Source organism: Pseudomonas sp. P4_C1 (genome assembly GCF_056402155.1).
In genome coordinates this window covers 28,085-45,998 of the sequence record NZ_JBFUHY010000018.1, presented here as the reverse complement: position 1 = coordinate 45,998, position 17,914 = coordinate 28,085, and the positions used below count along the sequence as shown (strand labels likewise).

Below are 17,914 nucleotides of genomic sequence, written 5' to 3'. Positions count from 1 at the left end.
ACGTTCGCGACTATAGCAGCAATGATTAAGTGCTTCAATTCCATAAAAAATTGTTATCATCCGCGGCATGACGACGACTACCCTCCCGACTCCAGGCGTACAACTGCTTGAGGTCTCGCCGGAATATGCCGGCCAACGCATTGATAATTTCCTTCTCGCCCGACTCAAAGGCGTGCCCAAGACCTTGATTTACCGCATTTTGCGTAAGGGCGAAGTGCGCGTGAACAAAGGTCGGATCAAGCCCGAGTACAAGCTGCAGGCGGGCGATATCGTGCGCGTGCCGCCGGTTCGCGTGCCTGAGCGCGACGAGCCGGTGCCGCTGGCACAAGGCCTGCTGCAGCGACTCGAAGCCTCGATTGTCTTCGAAGACAAGGCGCTGATCGTGATCAACAAGCCTTGCGGCATCGCCGTTCATGGCGGCAGCGGCTTGAATTACGGAGTAATCGAAGCCTTTCGTCAGTTGCGTCCCGATTGCAAGGAACTCGAACTGGTTCATCGTCTCGACCGTGACACCTCCGGCCTGCTGATGATCGCCAAGAAGCGCAGCATGCTGCGTCACTTGCACACGGCCTTGCGCGGTGATGGCGTCGATAAGCGCTATATGGCGCTGGTTCGCGGTAACTGGGCGTCCTCGATCAAGCAGGTTCGAGCGTCGCTCGGCAAGAGCAATCTGCGCTCCGGTGAGCGCATGGTCGAGGTCGACGAGGAGGAGGGCAAGGAGTCTGTGACCGTGTTCAAGGTCCTGCGTCGCTTTGGCGACTTTGCCACTCTGATTGAAGCCAAGCCGATCACCGGTCGCACTCACCAGATCCGCGTCCACACGTTGCACGCCGGGCACTGCATTGCCGGCGACACCAAGTACGGCGATGACGATTTCAGTAAGGAAATTCGTGATCTGGGCGGCAAGCGTCTGTTCCTGCACGCCTACATGCTGACCGTACCACTTCCCGATGGCGGTGAGCTGAAGCTGCAAGCGCCGGTCGACGAGATGTGGGCCAAAACCGTGGAGCGATTGAGTGCGCCCATCTGATTACAAGCTGCTGATCTTCGATTGGGACGGCACGCTGGCCGATTCCATTGGGCGGATTGTCGAGGCGATGCACGTTGCCTCGCAGCGTTCCGGGTTTGAGTTGCGCGATGATTTTGCCGTCAAGGGCATTATCGGTCTGGGCTTGCCGGAAGCGATCCGCACGCTGTATCCCGAGATTGGTGACGGCGAGTTGATCGCGTTCCGTGAGCACTATGCTGAACATTACATTGCGTCGGAAGCTGTGCCTTCGCCGCTGTTCGAGGGCGTGGTCGAGTCGCTCGAGGCATTTCGTGTCGAGGGTTATCATCTGGCTGTGGCGACCGGCAAGGCCCGTCGCGGGCTGGATCGGGTGTTGAAGTCCCATGGTTGGGAGAATTATTTCGATATCACCCGCGCTGCCGACGAGACCGCCAGCAAGCCCCATCCGCTTATGCTCGAGCAGATTCTCGCTCATTGCGAGGTTCGCCCGGAGCAGGCGTTGATGGTTGGTGATTCATCCTTTGACTTGCAGATGGCGCGCAACGCCGGCATGGGTTCGGTGGCTGTCAGCTATGGCGCTCAATCGATCGATGCGTTGAAGTTGTATGAGCCGCGGCTGGCCATCGATCGTTTTTCAGAATTGCATGCCTGGCTGAGTCAGCGGGCTTAACCGGTTGTTTTTGGGGTGGATGGCATGGCCGACGAATGGAAGGCGCCCGCCAAGGCGAGCGCAGAGAGCGGTGACGAGAAAAGCTGGAAGTTGCTGGAGAAGACGCTGCTGGCCGGCGTGCAGGAGCAGCGCCGGTCCCGTCGCTGGGGAATATTCTTCAAGCTGCTGACTTTTGTGTATCTGATTGGCGCAATGATTCTGTTTTCGCCGCTGATGGATATGGAAAAAGCCGCCACCCGCAGTGCTCATTACACGGCGCTGATCGATGTGACGGGCATGATTGCCGACAAGGAGCCGGCCAGCGCAGACAATATCGTTGGCAGCCTGCGTGCGGCTTTCGAGGACGAGAAGGTCAAGGGCGTCATCCTGCGCATCAACAGCCCGGGTGGCAGTCCGGTGCAGTCGGGCTATGTCTATGACGAGATCCGTCGTCTGCGCGGCCTGCATCCGGACACCAGGCTGTATGCGGTCATTTCCGATCTCGGGGCTTCCGGTGCTTACTACATCGCCAGCGCGGCAGATCAGATCTACGCCGACAAGGCCAGCCTGGTCGGCTCCATCGGTGTGACGGCGGCCGGTTATGGTTTTGTCGGCACCATGGAGAAGCTGGGCGTCGAGCGGCGCACCTACACCGCTGGCGCACACAAGTCGTTCCTCGATCCGTTCCTGCCGCAAAAGCCGGAAGAAACCGCCTTCTGGCAAGGCGTGCTCGATACGACCCACAAACAGTTCATCAGCAGCGTCAAGCAGGGGCGCGGCGATCGCCTGAAGGACAAGGATCATCCGGAGCTGTTCTCCGGTCTGGTCTGGTCCGGCGAGCAGGCGCTGCCGCTGGGGTTGATCGATGGGCTGGGTAATGCCAGTTCGGTTGCGCGGGATGTGATCGGCGAGAAAGAGCTGGTGGACTTCACTGTGCAGGAGTCGCCGTTCGATCGCTTCTCGAAAAAGCTCGGTGCCAGCGTGGCTGAGCATTTGGCGATGTGGATGGGCTTTAACGGTCCGTCGTTGCGCTGATACTGCGGTGACATGAAAAACCGGCCTGCGAGGCTAATGCCAGTCAGTTGAGTGTTTGAGCGCCGCAAACCTTGTGGGAGCGAGCTTGCTCGCGATGACGGTTGGACAGTCACACAAGGGGTGCCTGGCAGTCCGCCATCGCGAGCAAGCTCGCTCCCACAGGTTTCGTGTGTTAGCTGATCGGCATTAGCTTGCGAGGCCGATTTTTTATTGGGGGTCAGGGGATTTGCACGCCTTCGGCCAGCAACATGTCGATCAGGCGAATCAGTGGCAGGCCGATCAGGCTGGTGGCGTCAGGCCCCTCGGTGCTGCGAAACAGGCTGACCCCCAGGCCTTCGGCCTTGAAGCTGCCTGCGCAGTCGTAGGGTTGCTCGGCGTGCAGGTAGCGTTCGATGCGGGTCGTATCGAGTGTGCGCATGTGTACGGTGAACGGCACGCAATCGACCTGGCAGTGTCCGGTCTGGCTGTTGAGCAGGGCCAGGCCGGTCAGGAACGTCACGCGGGCACCGCTGGCGGCCAGTAGTTGCTCGCGGGCTTTTTCGAACGTGTGGGGCTTGCCGATAATCCGCTCTCCCAGTACGGCGACCTGGTCGGATCCGATTATCAGATGAGCGGTATGGCTGTCGGCCAGGGCGCGCGCTTTCTCTTCGGCGAGGCGCTTGACCAGTTCGATGGCGGATTCGCCAGGGCGATGGCTTTCGTCGATATCCGGCGAGCTGCACGTGAAAGGCAACTGCAAACGGGCCAGCAATTCCCGGCGATAGACCGAGCCAGAAGCGAGTAATAAAGGCAGCATGCGCATCTCCAGAAGGCAGGTGCGGATTCTAGCGAGGCTTCCAAGTGACGGACAGGGCTGAATTTCCTTTGACATGGGCGGGTGCATCCCTATAATGCTGCGCCTATGTTGAATGACCCGATTCCACCTCACGTTGACCCGCGCAAATTGGCTGATCGTGGCACCACCCTTCAAGGTGAAATGCTGCTGGCCGATTTGGAGAGACTCTGCGACCCGCTTTCCGACAATGTCGGTACGGTGCAGGCTAAATTCGTTTTTGAACGAGATGAACGTAAATCTGTGGTTATCCACAGCTTTATCGACACTGAAGTCAAAATGGTTTGCCAGCGTTGTCTTGAGCTGGTCACCCTGCCGATCCATAGCGAATGCAGTTACGCCGTGGTGAAGGAGGGTGCGAATACCCAGTCGTTGCCGAAAGGTTATGACGTGCTGGAACTGGGCGAAGATCCTTTGGATCTGCAGTCACTGATCGAGGAGGAGCTTCTGCTCGCCTTGCCCATTGTGCCTGCTCATCATCCGGAAGAATGCCAGCAGCCGGCGGGAGCAGATGAGCCCGAACCGAGCGAGGACGAGGTAACGCGGTCCAACCCGTTCAGTGTATTGGCGCAGTTAAAGCGTGACCCAAACGTTTAGGAGTTAATCAATTATGGCTGTTCAGCAGAACAAAAAATCCCGCTCTGCCCGTGACATGCGCCGTTCGCACGACGCTCTCGAGGCTAGCACCCTGTCTGTAGAAAAAACCACCGGTGAAGTTCACCTGCGTCACCACGTATCGCCAGAAGGCGTATACCGTGGTCGTAAAGTGATCGACAAGGGCGCTGACGAGTAATCACTTGTCCGCTCAAGTCATCGCGATTGACGCAATGGGCGGGGACTTCGGTCCCCGCAGCATTGTTCAGGCCAGCCTTGCTTGCCTGTCTGCTACACCCTCGCTGCACCTGACCCTCGTCGGTCAACCCTCCCTACTTGAAGAATTGATCGCTGGCCATTCGGCTGTGGATCGCGCGCGCCTGTCGATTGCCCCTGCGAGCGAAGTCATTACCATGGACGAAAAACCCACCCAGGCCTTGCGTGGCAAACCTGACTCGTCGATGCGTGTAGCCCTGGAATTGTTGCGCGACGGCAAAGTCCAGGCCTGTGTCAGTGCCGGCAATACCGGGGCGTTGATGGCGTTGTCGCGGTTCGTGCTCAAGACCTTGCCGGGTATTGATCGTCCGGCCATGGTGGCGGCGATTCCGACACAGAAGGGTTACTGCCAATTACTCGACCTGGGTGCCAACGTCGATTGCAGTGCCGAGCATCTGCTGCAGTTTGCGGTGATGGGCTCGGTTGCTGCGCAAACGCTGGGCATAGCGCGTCCACGGGTGGCGTTGCTGAATATCGGCACCGAAGACATCAAGGGCAACCAGCAGGTCAAGCTGGCCGCCACTTTGTTACAGGCCGCTCGCGGCATCAATTACATCGGTTTCGTCGAAGGTGATGGTTTGTACCGCGGCGAAGCGGATGTGGTGGTGTGTGACGGTTTTGTCGGCAACATCCTGCTCAAATCCAGCGAAGGCCTGGCGACCATGATTGCCGGGCGCATCGAGGCGTTGTTCAGGAAGAACGTGGCCTCTCGCGTGGTCGGCGCGCTGGCGCTGCCCTTGATGAAACGTCTGCAGGCCGATCTGGCACCTGCCCGGCATAACGGCGCGAGCTTTCTCGGATTGCAGGGGATCGTGGTGAAGAGCCACGGTTCTGCCGGAGTGCAGGGTTTTCAAAGCGCCATTCAGCGCGCACTGATCGAAATTCAGGAAAACCTGCCTGAACGCATTCACGGTCGTCTGGAGAATTTATTGCTTTAGGCGTTTTCGTCGGACAATGCTTAAATGTGACCGGTTGGTTCGATGGGCCATCCAACTGTCAGTTTCTTGCGCCCCCAAGCGGGACGCCAATTCTCCGACGACAAGATCATTAGGGGCTTGTTACATGTCTGCTTCCCTCGCATTCGTCTTTCCAGGACAGGGTTCGCAGTCCCTCGGCATGCTGGCCGAGCTGGGCGCGCAACATCCGGTTGTTCTCGAAACATTCAAAGAAGCTTCCGATGCACTGGGTTACGACCTGTGGGCACTGACCCAGCAAGGGCCGGAAGAGCAACTCAATCAAACTGATAAAACCCAACCGGCCATTCTGACCGCCTCGATCGCCCTGTGGCGTCTATGGCTGGCGGAAGGTGGTGCGCGTCCGGCTTATGTCGCCGGTCACAGCCTGGGTGAATACAGCGCGCTGGTCGCGGCAGGCAGTCTGAGCCTGGGCGATGCAGTGAAGCTCGTCGAGCGTCGTGGCCAGCTGATGCAGGAAGCCGTGCCGGCCGGACAAGGCGGTATGGCTGCCATCCTGGGCCTGGACGATGCCGACGTACTGGCGGCCTGTGCCGAAGCGGCGCAAGGCGAGGTGGTCAGCGCGGTGAATTTCAACTCGCCGGGCCAGGTGGTCATCGCCGGTGCCAAGGCTGCCGTCGAGCGCGCCATCGAAGGCTGCAAGGCGCGTGGCGCCAAGCGCGCCATGCCGTTGCCGGTCAGCGTGCCGTCCCATTGCGAGCTGATGCGTCCGGCTGCCGAGCGTTTCGCCGAATCGATCGCCGCGATCGACTGGCAGGCACCACAGATCCCTGTGGTGCAGAACGTCAGTGCCCAGGTGTCGGCCGATCTGGAAACCCTCAAGCGCGATCTGCTCGAACAGCTGTACAAGCCAGTACGCTGGGTCGAATCCGTACAGGCGCTGGCAGCCAAGGGCGCGACCAATCTGGTCGAGTGCGGCCCGGGCAAAGTGCTGGCGGGTCTGAACAAGCGTTGCGCCGAAGGCGTGTCGACATCCAACCTCAATACCCCAGACGCTTTCGCTGCCGCCCGTGCAGCGTTGGCCTGAATCAGGAGAAGCTTGCATGAGTCTGCAAGGTAAAGTTGCACTGGTCACCGGTGCGAGCCGTGGCATCGGCCAGGCTATCGCCCTGGAACTGGGTCGTCAGGGCGCCATCGTTGTGGGTACCGCGACCTCCGCGTCGGGTGCCGAGCGCATTGCCGCGACCCTGAAGGAAAACGGTATTCAGGGCACTGGCCTGGAACTCAACGTCACCAGCGACGAGTCCGTGGCGGCTGTTCTGGCGAGCATCCAGGAGCAGTTCGGTGCGCCGGCGATCCTGGTCAACAATGCCGGTATCACCCGCGATAACCTGATGATGCGCATGAAAGACGACGAGTGGCACGACGTTGTCGATACCAATCTGAACAGTCTGTTCCGCCTGTCCAAGGGCGTTTTGCGCGGCATGACCAAAGCCCGTTGGGGCCGAATTATCAGTATTGGTTCGGTTGTGGGTGCCATGGGCAACGCAGGCCAAGTAAACTACGCTGCCGCCAAGGCTGGTCTGGAAGGTTTCAGCCGTGCTCTGGCGCGTGAAGTCGGTTCGCGTTCGATTACGGTAAACTCGGTGGCCCCAGGGTTCATCGATACCGATATGACCCGTGAATTGCCCGAAGCGCAGCGTGAAGCCTTGCAGACGCAGATTCCGCTGGGTCGTCTGGGGCAAGCTCAAGAGATCGCGTCCGTGGTCGCTTTTCTTGCGTCGGACGGTGCGGCTTACGTTACCGGAGCTACAATCCCGGTGAACGGCGGGATGTACATGTAATTCAAATGTGACGGATTGCTTCAAAAAAATGTCATACGAGCTGTCTAAAATCCGTTATAAAGCTGCAATCAATTTTATCGGCATAGGGTCACCGGGTTTGAGGAGTGAAGCTTTCAGTTGAAAAGCTGAAAAGTCTTTCTATACACTTACCCACTGGCCAGCTGCCTGAATTTGTCCATTAGGAGTGAAAACAAGGTATGAGCACCATCGAAGAGCGCGTCAAGAAAATCGTTGCTGAGCAACTGGGCGTTAAAGAAGAAGAAGTGGTCAACACTGCTTCCTTCGTAGAAGACCTGGGTGCCGACTCCCTTGACACCGTTGAGCTGGTGATGGCTCTGGAAGAGGAATTCGAGACCGAAATCCCTGACGAAGAAGCCGAGAAGATCACTACCGTACAAGCTGCAATCGACTACGTTACTAGCCACCAGGCGTAATAGTTTGTAATCGTTGCTCGCTGTCATGGAAAAACCGCACTGCTATCACGGCGTGCGGTTTTTTCTTTAGGCCTGATGCAAAGTCGTCATTTGAAAAAGGAGAGTGCTGTGTCGCGTAGACGCGTCGTAGTCACCGGTATGGGTATGTTGTCGCCACTGGGCACGGATGTGCCGAGCAGCTGGCAGGGCATTCTGGCTGGCCGCAGTGGCATTGGTCTGATCGAACACGCCGACCTTTCTGCCTATTCCACCCGTTTTGGCGGCTCGGTAAAGGGCTTCAATGTCGAGGAATACCTGTCGGTCAAGGAAGCCCGCAAGCTCGACCTGTTCATTCAATACGGTCTGGCCGCAGGTTTTCAGGCGGTACGCAACGCCGGCCTGGAAGTCACCGACGCCAACCGTGAGCGCATCGGCGTGGCCATGGGTTCGGGTATTGGCGGTCTGACCAATATCGAAGAAACTGCCCGTACGCTGCACGAGACTGGCCCACGACGGATCTCTCCGTTCTTCGTACCAGGCTCGATCATCAATATGATTTCCGGTTTCCTGTCGATCCATCTGGGGGCACAGGGACCTAACTACGCCATCGCCACGGCCTGTACCACTGGTACCCACTGCATTGGCATGGCCGCCCGCAACATCATGTACGACGAAGCCGACGTGATGATTGCCGGTGGTGCCGAGATGGCGGCCTGCGGTCTGGGCATGGGCGGCTTCGGTGCCTCCCGCGCGCTGTCGACCCGCAATGACGAGCCGACCCGCGCCAGCCGTCCATGGGACAAGGGGCGTGATGGCTTTGTATTGTCCAACGGTGCCGGTGCGCTGGTTCTGGAAGAGCTGGAACACGCCAAGGCCCGTGGCGCGACCATCTACGCCGAGCTGATCGGTTTCGGCACCAGCGGCGATGCTTACCACATGACTTCGCCGCCCGCCGATGGTGCCGGTGCTGCTCGTTGCATCACCAATGCGCTGCGCGATGCCAAAATCAATGGCGATCAAGTGCAGTACATCAACGCCCACGGCACTTCGACTCCCGCAGGCGACCTGGCCGAAGTCAATGCGATCAAGTCGGTGTTCGGCGATCACGCCTACAAGCTGGCCGTCAGTTCCACCAAGTCCATGACCGGCCACCTGCTGGGTGCGGCGGGCGCGGTCGAGGCGATTTTCAGCGTGCTGGCGATCAACAGCCAGGTAGCGCCGCCGACCATCAACCTCGATGAGCCGGACGAAGGTTGCGACCTCGATTTCGTGCCGCACACGGCGCGTAATATGGATATCGATGTGGTCGTTTCCAACTCCTTCGGTTTTGGCGGCACCAACGGCTCGCTGGTGTTCCGCCGGTTCGCAGGCTGATGGACAGCTGGGTCGACGGTCAGCCGGCTGACGCTTTGTCGCTGAAGGATCGCGGCCTGGCTTATGGCGACGGTCTGTTCGAGACCATCGCCGTGCGTAACGGGCAGCCCGTATTGCTGGACCGGCATCTGTCGCGTCTGGCGGACGGCTGTTCGCGTCTGGCGCTTGCCGCCGATCAGGCGTTGATCCGCAGCGAACTGCTGGCCTACGCCGGGGCACTGGGTGACGGGGTGCTCAAGCTCATCCTCACTCGTGGCGATGGTCTGCGCGGTTATGCCCCGGATCCTTCGGCTCAGGCCCGACGCATTCTGCAAGGCAATCCACCCGCGGCTTACCCTGCCGTGCATGGCGAGCAGGGTGTTCGTCTGTTTCCTTGCACCACGCGATTGTCCAGACAGCCATTACTGGCTGGCCTCAAGCACCTGAACCGTCTTGAACAAGTCCTCGCCCGTGCCGAATGGCAGGACACCGAGCATGCCGAAGGCTTGATGCTCGATCAGGCCGGGCGCGTGATTGAAGGCGTGTTCAGCAATTTGTTCCTGGTGCGTGATGGTGTACTCGTCACCGCCGACCTCAAGCGCTGCGGCGTGGCCGGCGTGATGCGTGGCGAAATATTGTTTCAGGCCAGGTCGCTGGGAATCCCCACGCAAATCACCGACATTCCCCTCGAACAACTGCAATGGGCTGACGAAGTATTTATCTGCAACAGCGTGTATGGCGTTTGGCCGGTGCGCGCCTGTGCTGCTCTTCACTGGCCGGTTGGGCCGCTCACACGTAAACTCCAAACCATTGCCCGTGCGCTACTGGATGCTTGATACGTGAGACGTAAATTCTTGCTGCTGCTGGAAACCGGACTGGTTCTGGCGGGGCTGCTGTTGGGTGCTTCAGCCTGGAAAATTCATTCGGCGCTGGTACAGCCGCTGAACGTTGCCCAGGAACAATTGCTGGATGTGCCCAAGGGCACGACGCCGACCCGCACCTTCTACCGACTCGAAGCCAATGGCGTCATCAAGGACGCATTCTGGCTGCGGGTATATTGGCGCTTCAACCTCGCCAGGCAACCCCTGCACAGCGGTGAATACCGCATGAAGCCGGGCATGACCGTCGAAGGCCTGATCGACCTGTGGAAACGCGGGGAAATGGTTCAGTACAGCCTGACCCTGGTCGAAGGCTGGAATTTCCGTCAGGTCCGCGCAGCGCTGGCCAAAGAAGAGAAGCTCGACCATAGCCTCGACGGTTTGAGCGACAGCCAGGTCATGGACAAGCTCGGTCATAGCGGGATTTTCCCGGAAGGGCGCTTCTTCCCTGACACTTATCGCTACGTGCGCGGCATGACCGATATCGAACTGCTGAAAACCGCTTACGAGCGCCTCGACGAAGTGCTCTCCAAGGAGTGGGAACAGCGCTCTTCCGACGTGCCGTACACCGAACCCTACCAGGCGCTGATCATGGCCTCGCTGGTGGAGAAGGAAACCGGGGTACCGCAGGAGCGCGGGCAAATTGCCGGCGTGTTCGTACGACGCATGGCGATGGGCATGCTGCTGCAGACCGATCCGACGGTGATCTACGGCCTTGGCGACCGCTACAGCGGCAAGCTGACCCGGGCTCATCTCAAGGAAGCGACGCCCTATAACACCTACATGAATGCGGGCCTGCCGCCTACGCCTATTTCGATGGTCGGTCGCGAAGCCATCCATGCGGCACTCAATCCGGTGGAGGGCAACAGCCTATACTTCGTGGCGCGTGGTGATGGCACTCACGTGTTCTCCGACGACCTGGACGCTCACAACAATGCTGTGAAGGAGTTCCAGCTCAAGCGTCGCGCCGATTACCGCTCCAGCCCGGCGCCTGCCTCCACGCCCGAGACGCCGCCCACCGAGGCTGAGCAAACCGGTACGCAGGAGGCCAGGTCTTCGCAAGAGTTGACTCCGATCCCGGCCGCTTCACCGAACACGGCTCCCGAGGCGTTGCCGCAGGTGCCGGCGCAAGATCCTGCGCCAGCCCCTGAAGTGCCGGAACTCGATGCCAACGCACCGAAAAGCCCGCAATGACTCTGACTAAGGACTGCCTGTGACTGGCTTGTTTATTACGCTGGAAGGCCCGGAAGGCGCCGGCAAGAGCACCAACCGTGAATACCTGGCCGAGCGCCTGCGCGCCGCCGGCATCGAGGTGGTGCTGACCCGCGAGCCGGGTGGCACGCCGCTGGCCGAGCGCATCCGTGAAGTGCTGCTGGCCCCGGTCGACGAAGTCATGAACCCGGATACCGAGTTGCTGTTGGTGTTCGCGGCGCGTGCCCAGCACCTGGCCGAAGTGATTCGCCCGGCGCTGGCCCGTGGTGCCGTGGTCTTGTGTGATCGTTTCACCGATTCGACATACGCCTACCAGGGCGGCGGCCGAGGCTTGTCGCTGGAGCGCATCGCGACCCTTGAAACCTTCGTCCAGGGCGATCTGCGTCCGCACCTGACGCTGATTTTCGATCTGCCTGTCGAGGTGGGTCTGGCCCGCGCCAGTGCTCGCGGTCGTCTGGATCGCTTCGAACGCGAAGGCCAGGCCTTTTTCGATGCCGTACGCAAAGCCTTCCTCAAGCGGGCCGAGGCAGATCCGGCGCGTTATGTGCTGGTCGATGCTGCCCAGCCGCTGGCACAGGTTCAGCAATCACTGGATGCCTTGCTGCCGCGCCTGTTGGAGTTGAGCCGTGGCTGAGGCCTATCCGTGGCAGGAAACCCTCTGGCAGCACCTGGCCGGTCGCGCCCAGCATGCGCATGCTTACCTGCTGCATGGCCCCGTCGGGATCGGCAAGCGGGCACTGGCCGAGCGCCTGATGGCCAGCTTGCTGTGCCAGCGCCCGAACGCGCTGCAAGCCTGCGGTGAATGCAAATCCTGTCTGCTGCTCAAGGCTGGCAGCCACCCGGATAACTACATCCTGGAACCGGAAGAGGCCGACAAGGCGATCAAGGTCGATCAGGTTCGCGATCTGGTCGGTTTCGTGGTGCAGACTGCGCAGTTGGGCGGGCGCAAGGTGGTGTTGATCGAGCCGGCCGAGTCGATGAACATCAATGCCGCCAACGCCTTGCTCAAAAGCCTTGAAGAACCGTCCGGCGATACTGTTTTGTTGCTGGTCAGCCATCAGCCGAGCCGTTTGTTGCCAACCATCAAGAGTCGCTGCGTGCAGCAGGCCTGTCCGCTGCCGGGCGAGGCCATGAGCTTGAAGTGGCTGGCCCAGGCGTTGCCGGAGTGCTCCGAAGAAGAGCGCGTCGAACTGCTGACCCTGGCCGCCGGTTCGCCGCTGGCGGCAGTCAATCTCCAGGCCCAGGGCGTGCGTGAGCAACGCATGCAAGTGGTGGAAGGGGTAAAAAAACTCCTCAAGCAACAGCAGTCGCCGACGCAACTGGCCGAAGAGTGGAAAAACATTCCGATGTTGCGCCTGTTCGATTGGTTCTGCGATTGGTCGAGCCTGATCCTGCGCTATCAGTTGACCCAGGACGAAGCCGGCCTGGGCCTGACCGACATGCGCAAGGTCGTGCAGTACCTGGCGCAGAAAAGCGCCCAGGGCAAAGTCCTCGATATCCAGGACTGGATCCTCGCCCAAAGGCAGAAAGTCTTGAGCAAGGCCAACCTCAATCCGGCCTTGCTGCTGGAGGCATTGCTGGTGCAATGGGCGTCGTTGCCTGGCCAAAGATGACTGTTCGCGCCTAGACTCCGAATATCAGAACATCCGCCCGTCCCACCCATTCGATACAAGTTGCAGCCCTTTATGCTCGTAGATTCCCATTGTCACCTTGATCGCCTCGACCTGGCCACCCACGACGGCTCCCTGGATGCCGCCCTTGATGCGGCCCGACAGCGCGGGGTAGGGCACTTTCTGTGTATCGGTGTCAGCGCGGACAACGCGGCCGACGTCAAGGCCCTGGCCGAACGTTATGACGACGTCGACTGCTCGGTGGGCGTGCACCCTCTGGATGTGCAGCCGGATGCCGCGCCGGCGCTGGACTGGCTGTTGCAGGAGCTCAATCACCCGCGGGTGGTCGCCATTGGCGAAACCGGCCTGGACTATCACTACGAGCCGGAAGCTGCAGAGTTGCAGCAGGAATCGTTCCGCCTGCACCTGCAGGCCGCGCAGCAGACCGGCAAACCGGTGATCATCCATACCCGTGGGGCCCGTACCGATACCCTGGACTTGTTGCGTGAAGCGGCGCTGCCCCAGGCGGGCGTATTGCATTGCTTTACCGAAGACTGGGAGATGGCGAAGGCTGCGCTGGACATGGGCTACTACATTTCCCTGTCCGGGATTGTCACTTTCCGCAATGCTGACGCATTGCGCGATGTGGCCAGCAAGGTGCCGGCCGACCGATTGCTGGTGGAAACCGACTCGCCGTACCTGGCGCCGATACCCTATCGCGGCAAGCCAAACCTGCCGCAGTACGTGCGTGAAGTCGCGGAATTTCTGGCAATGTTGCGTGGTGAGCCCTACGAGCGGTTTGCCGAGCAGACCACTGAGAACTTCAAGCGGTTGTTTCCGTTGGCGCATGTGAAATCAGTTTAGGGTTCGAAGCCGCTTTCGCGAGCAGGCTCGCTCCCACAAGGTTAAATCGCAGGCAAAAAAAAACCCGGGTTCTGGGGGGTGAATCCGGGTTAAGACCATTAGGAGTAAAACAATGGCACGCGGTCCGTTGGTACCAATATCGGCGTGACACTTGGGGGAGATGCCCCGCCGACAGTTCAAGTATTGATCAGGATTGCGCCTAGTCCAGTTTGGTGGCCCGGGTTTTTAAACAAATTTGGAATACGTGCGCTTCGGAAGAGTTCTCATCAACCCGCAAACGTACGCGGAATGACCAGAAAGCGCAGATATGGTCGGATGATCCGTGCATTTTTACGTAAGTTAGGCATAATACGCGGCTTCGAATTTTGACCCCGACAGACCTTTTCTTATGCATAAAGAACCTCGTAAGGTCCGTGAATTTCGTCGCCGCGAGCAGGAAATTCTCGATACCGCGCTCAAGCTGTTCCTCGAACAAGGTGAAGACAGTGTCACCGTCGAGATGATTGCTGATGCCGTCGGTATCGGCAAAGGCACGATCTACAAGCACTTCAAGTCCAAGGCGGAAATCTATCTGCGCCTGATGCTCGACTACGAGCGCGATTTGAACACACTGCTGCATTCGGCCGATGTCGACAAGGACAAGGAAGCCCTGTCCCGGGCGTACTTCGAATTCCGCATGCGCGATCCACAACGCTATCGCCTGTTCGACCGCCTCGAAGAGAAAGTAGTCAAGGGCAACCAGGTGCCGGAGATGATCGAGGAACTGCACAAGATCCGTGCCTCGAATTTCGAACGCCTGACCCTGCTGATCAAAGGCCGGATCAGCGAAGGCAAGCTGGAAGACGTGCCGCCTTACTTCCATTACTGCGCGTCCTGGGCGCTGGTGCACGGTGCCGTCGCGCTGTATCACTCGCCGTTCTGGAGCAATGTGCTGGAAGATCAGGAAGGTTTCTTCCAGTTCCTGATGGACATCGGCGTGCGCATGGGTAACAAGCGCAAGCGCGACACCGACACTTCCGGCAGCTGAGCCATTCAGTTGCCTTATTGCGCCATGATTTCGCTACTTGGCGCAGTGCCGCAGGAATATACTCAGGTAGAGGACTTGCTAAAACTTAATTTCTAAGTCAAGTTTTGGCGGCCCGATATTCTTCCGCCGGAGTGACCATGATCGTTGACCGTCAAGGCAGGCGTTTTCGCAACTTGCGAATCAGTCTGACCTCAGCCTGCAATTACGCTTGTACCTACTGTGTGCCCAATGGCAAGCGGCTGGTGGCTGCGCAGGATGAGTTGTCGGCCGAAGCCATGGCGCGCGGTGTGGCTTATCTGATTGAAGCTGCGGGGATCGAGCGTCTGCGCATTACCGGCGGCGAGCCGCTGGTCAGCCCGAAACTCGAGGCGTTCATGACGGCGGTCGGGAAGATGGGCCTGGAAGACATCAGCCTGACCACCAATGGCCAGTTGCTGGCGAAGAAACTGCCGCTGCTGGTGAACGCCGGCATTCGGCGCCTCAACGTTTCCCTCGATACCCTCGACGCCAGCGCGTTCCGTGCCATTGCCCGGGGCGGCGACCTGGCTACCGTGCTCAACGGCATGAACGAGGCCAGTGCGGCCGGCATGAAGATCAAGGTCAACATGGTGCCGCTGCGCGGGCAGAACCTCGATCAAGTGATGCCGCTGCTCGACTACTGTCTGGAGCGTGGTTATGAACTGCGCTTCATCGAGCTGATGCGCATGGGCCATCTGGCCAGCGATTCCAATGCTTTTCTGCAACAGTTCGTCAGCCTCAAGCAGTTGCTGAGCCTGATCGGCGAGCGCTATGAATACCTGCAGGCCGATGCCCCGGTCGATGCGACGGCCGTTCGCTATGAAATTCCGGGGCAAGGCTATTTCGGCGTGATCGCCAACGAGAGCGTGCCTTTCTGCCGGACCTGTTCACGCTTGCGTTTATCCTCCACCGGGTGGCTGCATGGCTGCCTGTCGTCGAGCAATCGCCATTACATCGGCGACCTGCTGGACAAGCCGCGCCATCAAGCACTGCCGGCCTTGCAGCGACTCCTGGTGAAAGCCTTGGGCGACAAGCAGGAAGTGGCGTTCTCTGGTGGTGCGACTGTCATGAAGATTATCGGCGGCTGAACCGGCCTCATCGCGGGCAAGCCACGCTCCCACAAGGTTTTGCGTAAACCCTGTGGGAGCGTGGCTTGCCCGCGATTGCGATTGATCAGGCGACGATCAACTTGAGCTGGCGCAAAAGCTGCATCCTACGGCCATTCGCCGGTTTTCCGACACCGGCCTCTGGAGGATAGGATGCGTAGCCTGGTTTTGCTGCTGGCCGTTTTGGCACTTGGTGGCTGCATGAACGTCAGCGATATGGCCGAAGGGACTCGTTACCATATGAGCGATGCGGGGTTACTCGATCACAGCGACAGCCGTCGCGTAAACAATCTGCGCATTCAACCGGACTCGTTCGTCTATATCGCCCAAGGCGCTTTCATGCCCCCAAGCAGCGACGTTTACCCACGGCCCAACGTGATTGCCGAAGTCGCGTTCGATGGCTTCGTCGAATACTTCCCGATGGTCCGCCGTGCCCGTACGCCCGAAGGCCTCGACCAGGCCATGGGCGAAGCCCGTGCCGCCGGCGCGCACTATTTGCTCTACACCCGGTTTGCCCGGTCTGACGACCGTATCGGCAACTCGGACGAGTGGCTGGATCAGGAAGCCCTGGATCGTCTCGGCATCGACAGCGGTATGATTCAGATCATGTTGATCGAGACCAGCACCCAGTATTTGATTGATACTGCAACCATCAAGAGTCGTGGCGGTTTACTGACGTTCCACGATAAAAAACCCGAAGACCTGATGGGCCCGCCGCTGGAACAATACGCGCGCAGCCTGCTGGGGCTCAGCGACCAGTAATTTCAAGGAGAACGCCATGAGTGGCCCGCAAAAAGCCAACGACCTGCTGGGGCAAATCCCCAAGACCAAAGGCTTGCCGCCGGTGCACCTGTGGAACCCCGATTTCTGCGGCGACATCGACATGCGCATCGCCCGGGACGGCATCTGGTATTACCTGGGCACGCCGATCGGGCGCAAGCCGATGGTCAAGCTGTTCTCCACCATCATTCGCCGCGACGGCGATGATTATTTCCTGATCACGCCGGTGGAAAAGGTCGGCATCAAGGTCGACGATGCACCGTTCGTGGCGATTGCGGTGGACGTGGAAGGCGAGGGCGAGGCGCAGGTGTTGCGCTTTACCACCAACGTCGATGAAACCACCGAGGCCGGTGCCGGGCATCCGATGCGCGTGGTCATCGACCCGGTAACGCAAGAGCCAGCCCCTTACGTGCATGTGCGCAGCAATCTTGAAGCCTTGATCCATCGCAACGTGTTCTATCAATTGGTGGAACTGGCGGTGAGCCGCGAGATCGACGGCCAGCGCTGGCTCGGTGTATGGAGTGGCGGCGAGTTCTTCCCCATCGGTCTCGAACCCTGACACATAACAACACTGTGGGAGCGAGCTTGCTCGCGATGAGGGCATAACATTCAACATCCATGTTGCCTGTTACTCCGTCATCGCGAGCAAGCTCGCTCCCACAGTGGTTCTGTGGATTCAGTAAATTCAAATTGACATCCAATCGTATGATGATTAGCGTGAGCTCCCATCACGTACGGCTTTGAGGTGTCCATGTCCAGCAGCTTTCATGCTTCGACCGTTGACTGGCTGGGATGCTGGCTCGCCACGGGGCAGGTCAAGCCCGGTGAGTCACTCAAGGTCGAAGCCGACCTCGGCGAACAACTCGGCGTGAGCCGCACGGTCATCCGCGAAGCGATCAAAACCCTGGTTGCCAAAGGCATGCTCGAAGTCGGCCCGAAAGTCGGCACGCGGGTGTTGCCGGTGCGGCGCTGGAACCTCTTCGATCCACAAGTCGTCGGCTGGTTGTCGCGCAGCGGCTTGCCGGAAAACTTTGTCGACGATCTGCTCGACCTGCGCCGTACCATCGAACCGATGGCCGTGCGCTGGGCCTGCGAGCGCGCAACCGGCGAACAGGTGAACGCGATCCTGCTGGCCTGCAACGCGCTGGAACGGGCGGTGGACAGCGGCATCGATTACAACCGTGCCGACCAGCTCTTCCACGAGTGCATCCTCGCTGCCAGCCACAATCAATTCATCGAACAAATGGTTCCCGCCCTCGGCGCGTTGCTTGCGGTGGCCTTTGAAGTGTCCGCCGCCGACCCGGATGAACTGCGTCGCACCTTGCCGATTCACCGGGACCTGGCTGAGGCAATCGCGGCCCGAGATACCGCCCGGGGTGTCTGGGCCTGCATGACCCTGATCGATAACGCGGACCTGGCGATCAAGCGTTACTACCCGCAAGTCATGGCCGATAAAAAGGCCAGCTGACAACGAAAGTCCCCACATAAAAACAAGAACAA

21 protein-coding genes are annotated in these 17,914 nt (G+C 59.5%); 20 read left to right on the top strand and 1 reads right to left on the bottom strand.

The window, feature by feature from the left end:
- Positions 1–67: 67 nt before the first annotated feature.
- Genes rluC through AC1DU9_RS13755 form a run of 3 tightly spaced genes read left to right on the top strand, consistent with a single transcriptional unit; the run spans position 68 to position 2,693 of the window.
- A complete protein-coding gene (gene rluC / locus AC1DU9_RS13765) occupies positions 68–1,030 on the top strand; it encodes a 23S rRNA pseudouridine(955/2504/2580) synthase RluC (RefSeq protein ID WP_223459606.1) in 963 nt (320 codons plus the stop codon).
- On the top strand, positions 1,017–1,679 hold the full coding sequence (locus tag AC1DU9_RS13760; RefSeq protein WP_223459604.1) for an HAD-IA family hydrolase: 663 nt from the start codon (positions 1,017–1,019) through the stop codon (positions 1,677–1,679). The genes rluC and AC1DU9_RS13760 overlap by 14 nt, the downstream gene beginning before the upstream one ends.
- A 24-nt stretch (positions 1,680–1,703) precedes the next feature.
- Complete coding sequence (locus AC1DU9_RS13755) at positions 1,704–2,693, top strand: S49 family peptidase (RefSeq protein WP_223459602.1); 990 nt, start codon at positions 1,704–1,706, stop codon at positions 2,691–2,693.
- Positions 2,694–2,910: 217 nt separating this feature from the next.
- Here the strand turns inward: AC1DU9_RS13755 and AC1DU9_RS13750 are convergent, their stop codons facing one another.
- The gene (locus AC1DU9_RS13750; RefSeq protein WP_223459599.1) at positions 2,911–3,489 is read right to left on the bottom strand and encodes a Maf family protein; all 579 of its coding nucleotides are present in this window, start codon (positions 3,487–3,489) and stop codon (positions 2,911–2,913) included.
- A gap of 105 nt (positions 3,490–3,594) precedes the next feature.
- Between AC1DU9_RS13750 and AC1DU9_RS13745 the strand changes: the two genes are divergently transcribed.
- The 17 genes from AC1DU9_RS13745 to AC1DU9_RS13665 all read left to right on the top strand — a co-directional run bounded on the left by AC1DU9_RS13745 (position 3,595) and on the right by AC1DU9_RS13665 (position 17,882).
- A complete protein-coding gene (locus tag AC1DU9_RS13745) occupies positions 3,595–4,122 on the top strand; it encodes a YceD family protein (RefSeq protein WP_007942001.1) in 528 nt (175 codons plus the stop codon).
- Positions 4,123–4,135: 13 nt separating this feature from the next.
- A complete protein-coding gene (rpmF, locus tag AC1DU9_RS13740; RefSeq protein ID WP_003179396.1) occupies positions 4,136–4,318 on the top strand; it encodes a 50S ribosomal protein L32 in 183 nt (60 codons plus the stop codon).
- 4 nt (positions 4,319–4,322) lie between these two features.
- Positions 4,323–5,333 carry a phosphate acyltransferase PlsX gene (gene plsX / locus AC1DU9_RS13735; RefSeq protein WP_223459597.1) on the top strand — a complete coding sequence of 337 codons (1,011 nt, stop codon included), beginning with the start codon at positions 4,323–4,325 and terminating at the stop codon, positions 5,331–5,333.
- A 124-nt stretch (positions 5,334–5,457) separates the two neighbouring features.
- Entirely contained in the window at positions 5,458–6,396 is a 939-nt protein-coding gene (fabD, locus tag AC1DU9_RS13730; protein ID WP_046037471.1) for an ACP S-malonyltransferase, read from the top strand.
- 16 nt (positions 6,397–6,412) lie between these two features.
- Positions 6,413–7,153 carry a 3-oxoacyl-ACP reductase FabG gene (fabG, locus tag AC1DU9_RS13725; RefSeq protein WP_007997043.1) on the top strand — a complete coding sequence of 247 codons (741 nt, stop codon included), beginning with the start codon at positions 6,413–6,415 and terminating at the stop codon, positions 7,151–7,153.
- A gap of 197 nt (positions 7,154–7,350) precedes the next feature.
- Positions 7,351–7,587 (top strand): acyl carrier protein, encoded by a 237-nt coding sequence (gene acpP, locus AC1DU9_RS13720; protein WP_003175607.1) that lies wholly within the window; start codon positions 7,351–7,353, stop codon positions 7,585–7,587.
- A gap of 108 nt (positions 7,588–7,695) precedes the next feature.
- Entirely contained in the window at positions 7,696–8,940 is a 1,245-nt protein-coding gene (gene fabF, locus AC1DU9_RS13715) for a beta-ketoacyl-ACP synthase II (RefSeq protein WP_223459595.1), read from the top strand.
- On the top strand, positions 8,940–9,755 hold the full coding sequence (gene pabC, locus AC1DU9_RS13710; RefSeq protein WP_223459593.1) for an aminodeoxychorismate lyase: 816 nt from the start codon (positions 8,940–8,942) through the stop codon (positions 9,753–9,755). The genes fabF and pabC overlap by 1 nt, the downstream gene beginning before the upstream one ends.
- A gap of 3 nt (positions 9,756–9,758) precedes the next feature.
- Positions 9,759–10,991: an endolytic transglycosylase MltG gene (mltG, locus tag AC1DU9_RS13705; protein ID WP_223459590.1), complete on the top strand. Its 1,233-nt coding sequence runs from the start codon at positions 9,759–9,761 to the stop codon at positions 10,989–10,991.
- Between the two features lie 19 nt (positions 10,992–11,010).
- Positions 11,011–11,643 carry a dTMP kinase gene (gene tmk / locus AC1DU9_RS13700; protein WP_477810314.1) on the top strand — a complete coding sequence of 211 codons (633 nt, stop codon included), beginning with the start codon at positions 11,011–11,013 and terminating at the stop codon, positions 11,641–11,643.
- Positions 11,636–12,622 (top strand): DNA polymerase III subunit delta', encoded by a 987-nt coding sequence (locus tag AC1DU9_RS13695; protein WP_223459586.1) that lies wholly within the window; start codon positions 11,636–11,638, stop codon positions 12,620–12,622. Before tmk ends, AC1DU9_RS13695 begins: the two co-directional genes overlap by 8 nt.
- A 72-nt stretch (positions 12,623–12,694) precedes the next feature.
- Positions 12,695–13,483, top strand: coding sequence for a TatD family hydrolase (locus AC1DU9_RS13690; protein WP_477810313.1), 789 nt, complete (start codon positions 12,695–12,697; stop codon positions 13,481–13,483).
- A gap of 388 nt (positions 13,484–13,871) precedes the next feature.
- Positions 13,872–14,510: a TetR/AcrR family transcriptional regulator gene (locus AC1DU9_RS13685; RefSeq protein WP_223459582.1), complete on the top strand. Its 639-nt coding sequence runs from the start codon at positions 13,872–13,874 to the stop codon at positions 14,508–14,510.
- Positions 14,511–14,647: 137 nt separating this feature from the next.
- Entirely contained in the window at positions 14,648–15,616 is a 969-nt protein-coding gene (locus tag AC1DU9_RS13680; protein WP_223459581.1) for a GTP 3',8-cyclase MoaA, read from the top strand.
- Positions 15,617–15,787: 171 nt separating this feature from the next.
- Entirely contained in the window at positions 15,788–16,396 is a 609-nt protein-coding gene (locus AC1DU9_RS13675; RefSeq protein ID WP_223459578.1) for a DUF4823 domain-containing protein, read from the top strand.
- A gap of 16 nt (positions 16,397–16,412) precedes the next feature.
- Positions 16,413–16,973 carry a DUF1285 domain-containing protein gene (locus AC1DU9_RS13670; RefSeq protein WP_223459576.1) on the top strand — a complete coding sequence of 187 codons (561 nt, stop codon included), beginning with the start codon at positions 16,413–16,415 and terminating at the stop codon, positions 16,971–16,973.
- A gap of 192 nt (positions 16,974–17,165) precedes the next feature.
- Positions 17,166–17,882 (top strand): FadR/GntR family transcriptional regulator, encoded by a 717-nt coding sequence (locus AC1DU9_RS13665; protein WP_046037461.1) that lies wholly within the window; start codon positions 17,166–17,168, stop codon positions 17,880–17,882.
- Positions 17,883–17,914: the final 32 nt, after the last annotated feature.

Excerpts from the sequence above, each read along its gene's own strand:
- pabC (WP_223459593.1), top strand. The coding sequence starts at position 8,940 with ATGGACAGCTGGGTCGACGGTCAGCCGGCTGACGCTTTGTCGCTGAAG.
- AC1DU9_RS13675 (WP_223459578.1), top strand. The coding sequence starts at position 15,788 with ATGCGTAGCCTGGTTTTGCTGCTGGCCGTTTTGGCACTTGGTGGCTGC.
- AC1DU9_RS13750 (WP_223459599.1), bottom strand. The coding sequence starts at position 3,489 with ATGCTGCCTTTATTACTCGCTTCTGGCTCGGTCTATCGCCGGGAATTG.
- AC1DU9_RS13690 (WP_477810313.1), top strand. The coding sequence starts at position 12,695 with ATGCTCGTAGATTCCCATTGTCACCTTGATCGCCTCGACCTGGCCACC.
- AC1DU9_RS13745 (WP_007942001.1), top strand. The coding sequence starts at position 3,595 with ATGTTGAATGACCCGATTCCACCTCACGTTGACCCGCGCAAATTGGCT.
- fabD (WP_046037471.1), top strand. The coding sequence starts at position 5,458 with ATGTCTGCTTCCCTCGCATTCGTCTTTCCAGGACAGGGTTCGCAGTCC.
- AC1DU9_RS13755 (WP_223459602.1), top strand. The coding sequence starts at position 1,704 with ATGGCCGACGAATGGAAGGCGCCCGCCAAGGCGAGCGCAGAGAGCGGT.
- fabG (WP_007997043.1), top strand. The coding sequence starts at position 6,413 with ATGAGTCTGCAAGGTAAAGTTGCACTGGTCACCGGTGCGAGCCGTGGC.
- AC1DU9_RS13680 (WP_223459581.1), top strand. The coding sequence starts at position 14,648 with ATGATCGTTGACCGTCAAGGCAGGCGTTTTCGCAACTTGCGAATCAGT.
- acpP (WP_003175607.1), top strand. The coding sequence starts at position 7,351 with ATGAGCACCATCGAAGAGCGCGTCAAGAAAATCGTTGCTGAGCAACTG.
- AC1DU9_RS13665 (WP_046037461.1), top strand. The coding sequence starts at position 17,166 with ATGTCCAGCAGCTTTCATGCTTCGACCGTTGACTGGCTGGGATGCTGG.
- rpmF (WP_003179396.1), top strand. The coding sequence starts at position 4,136 with ATGGCTGTTCAGCAGAACAAAAAATCCCGCTCTGCCCGTGACATGCGC.
- AC1DU9_RS13670 (WP_223459576.1), top strand. The coding sequence starts at position 16,413 with ATGAGTGGCCCGCAAAAAGCCAACGACCTGCTGGGGCAAATCCCCAAG.
- AC1DU9_RS13685 (WP_223459582.1), top strand. The coding sequence starts at position 13,872 with ATGCATAAAGAACCTCGTAAGGTCCGTGAATTTCGTCGCCGCGAGCAG.
- rluC (WP_223459606.1), top strand. The coding sequence starts at position 68 with ATGACGACGACTACCCTCCCGACTCCAGGCGTACAACTGCTTGAGGTC.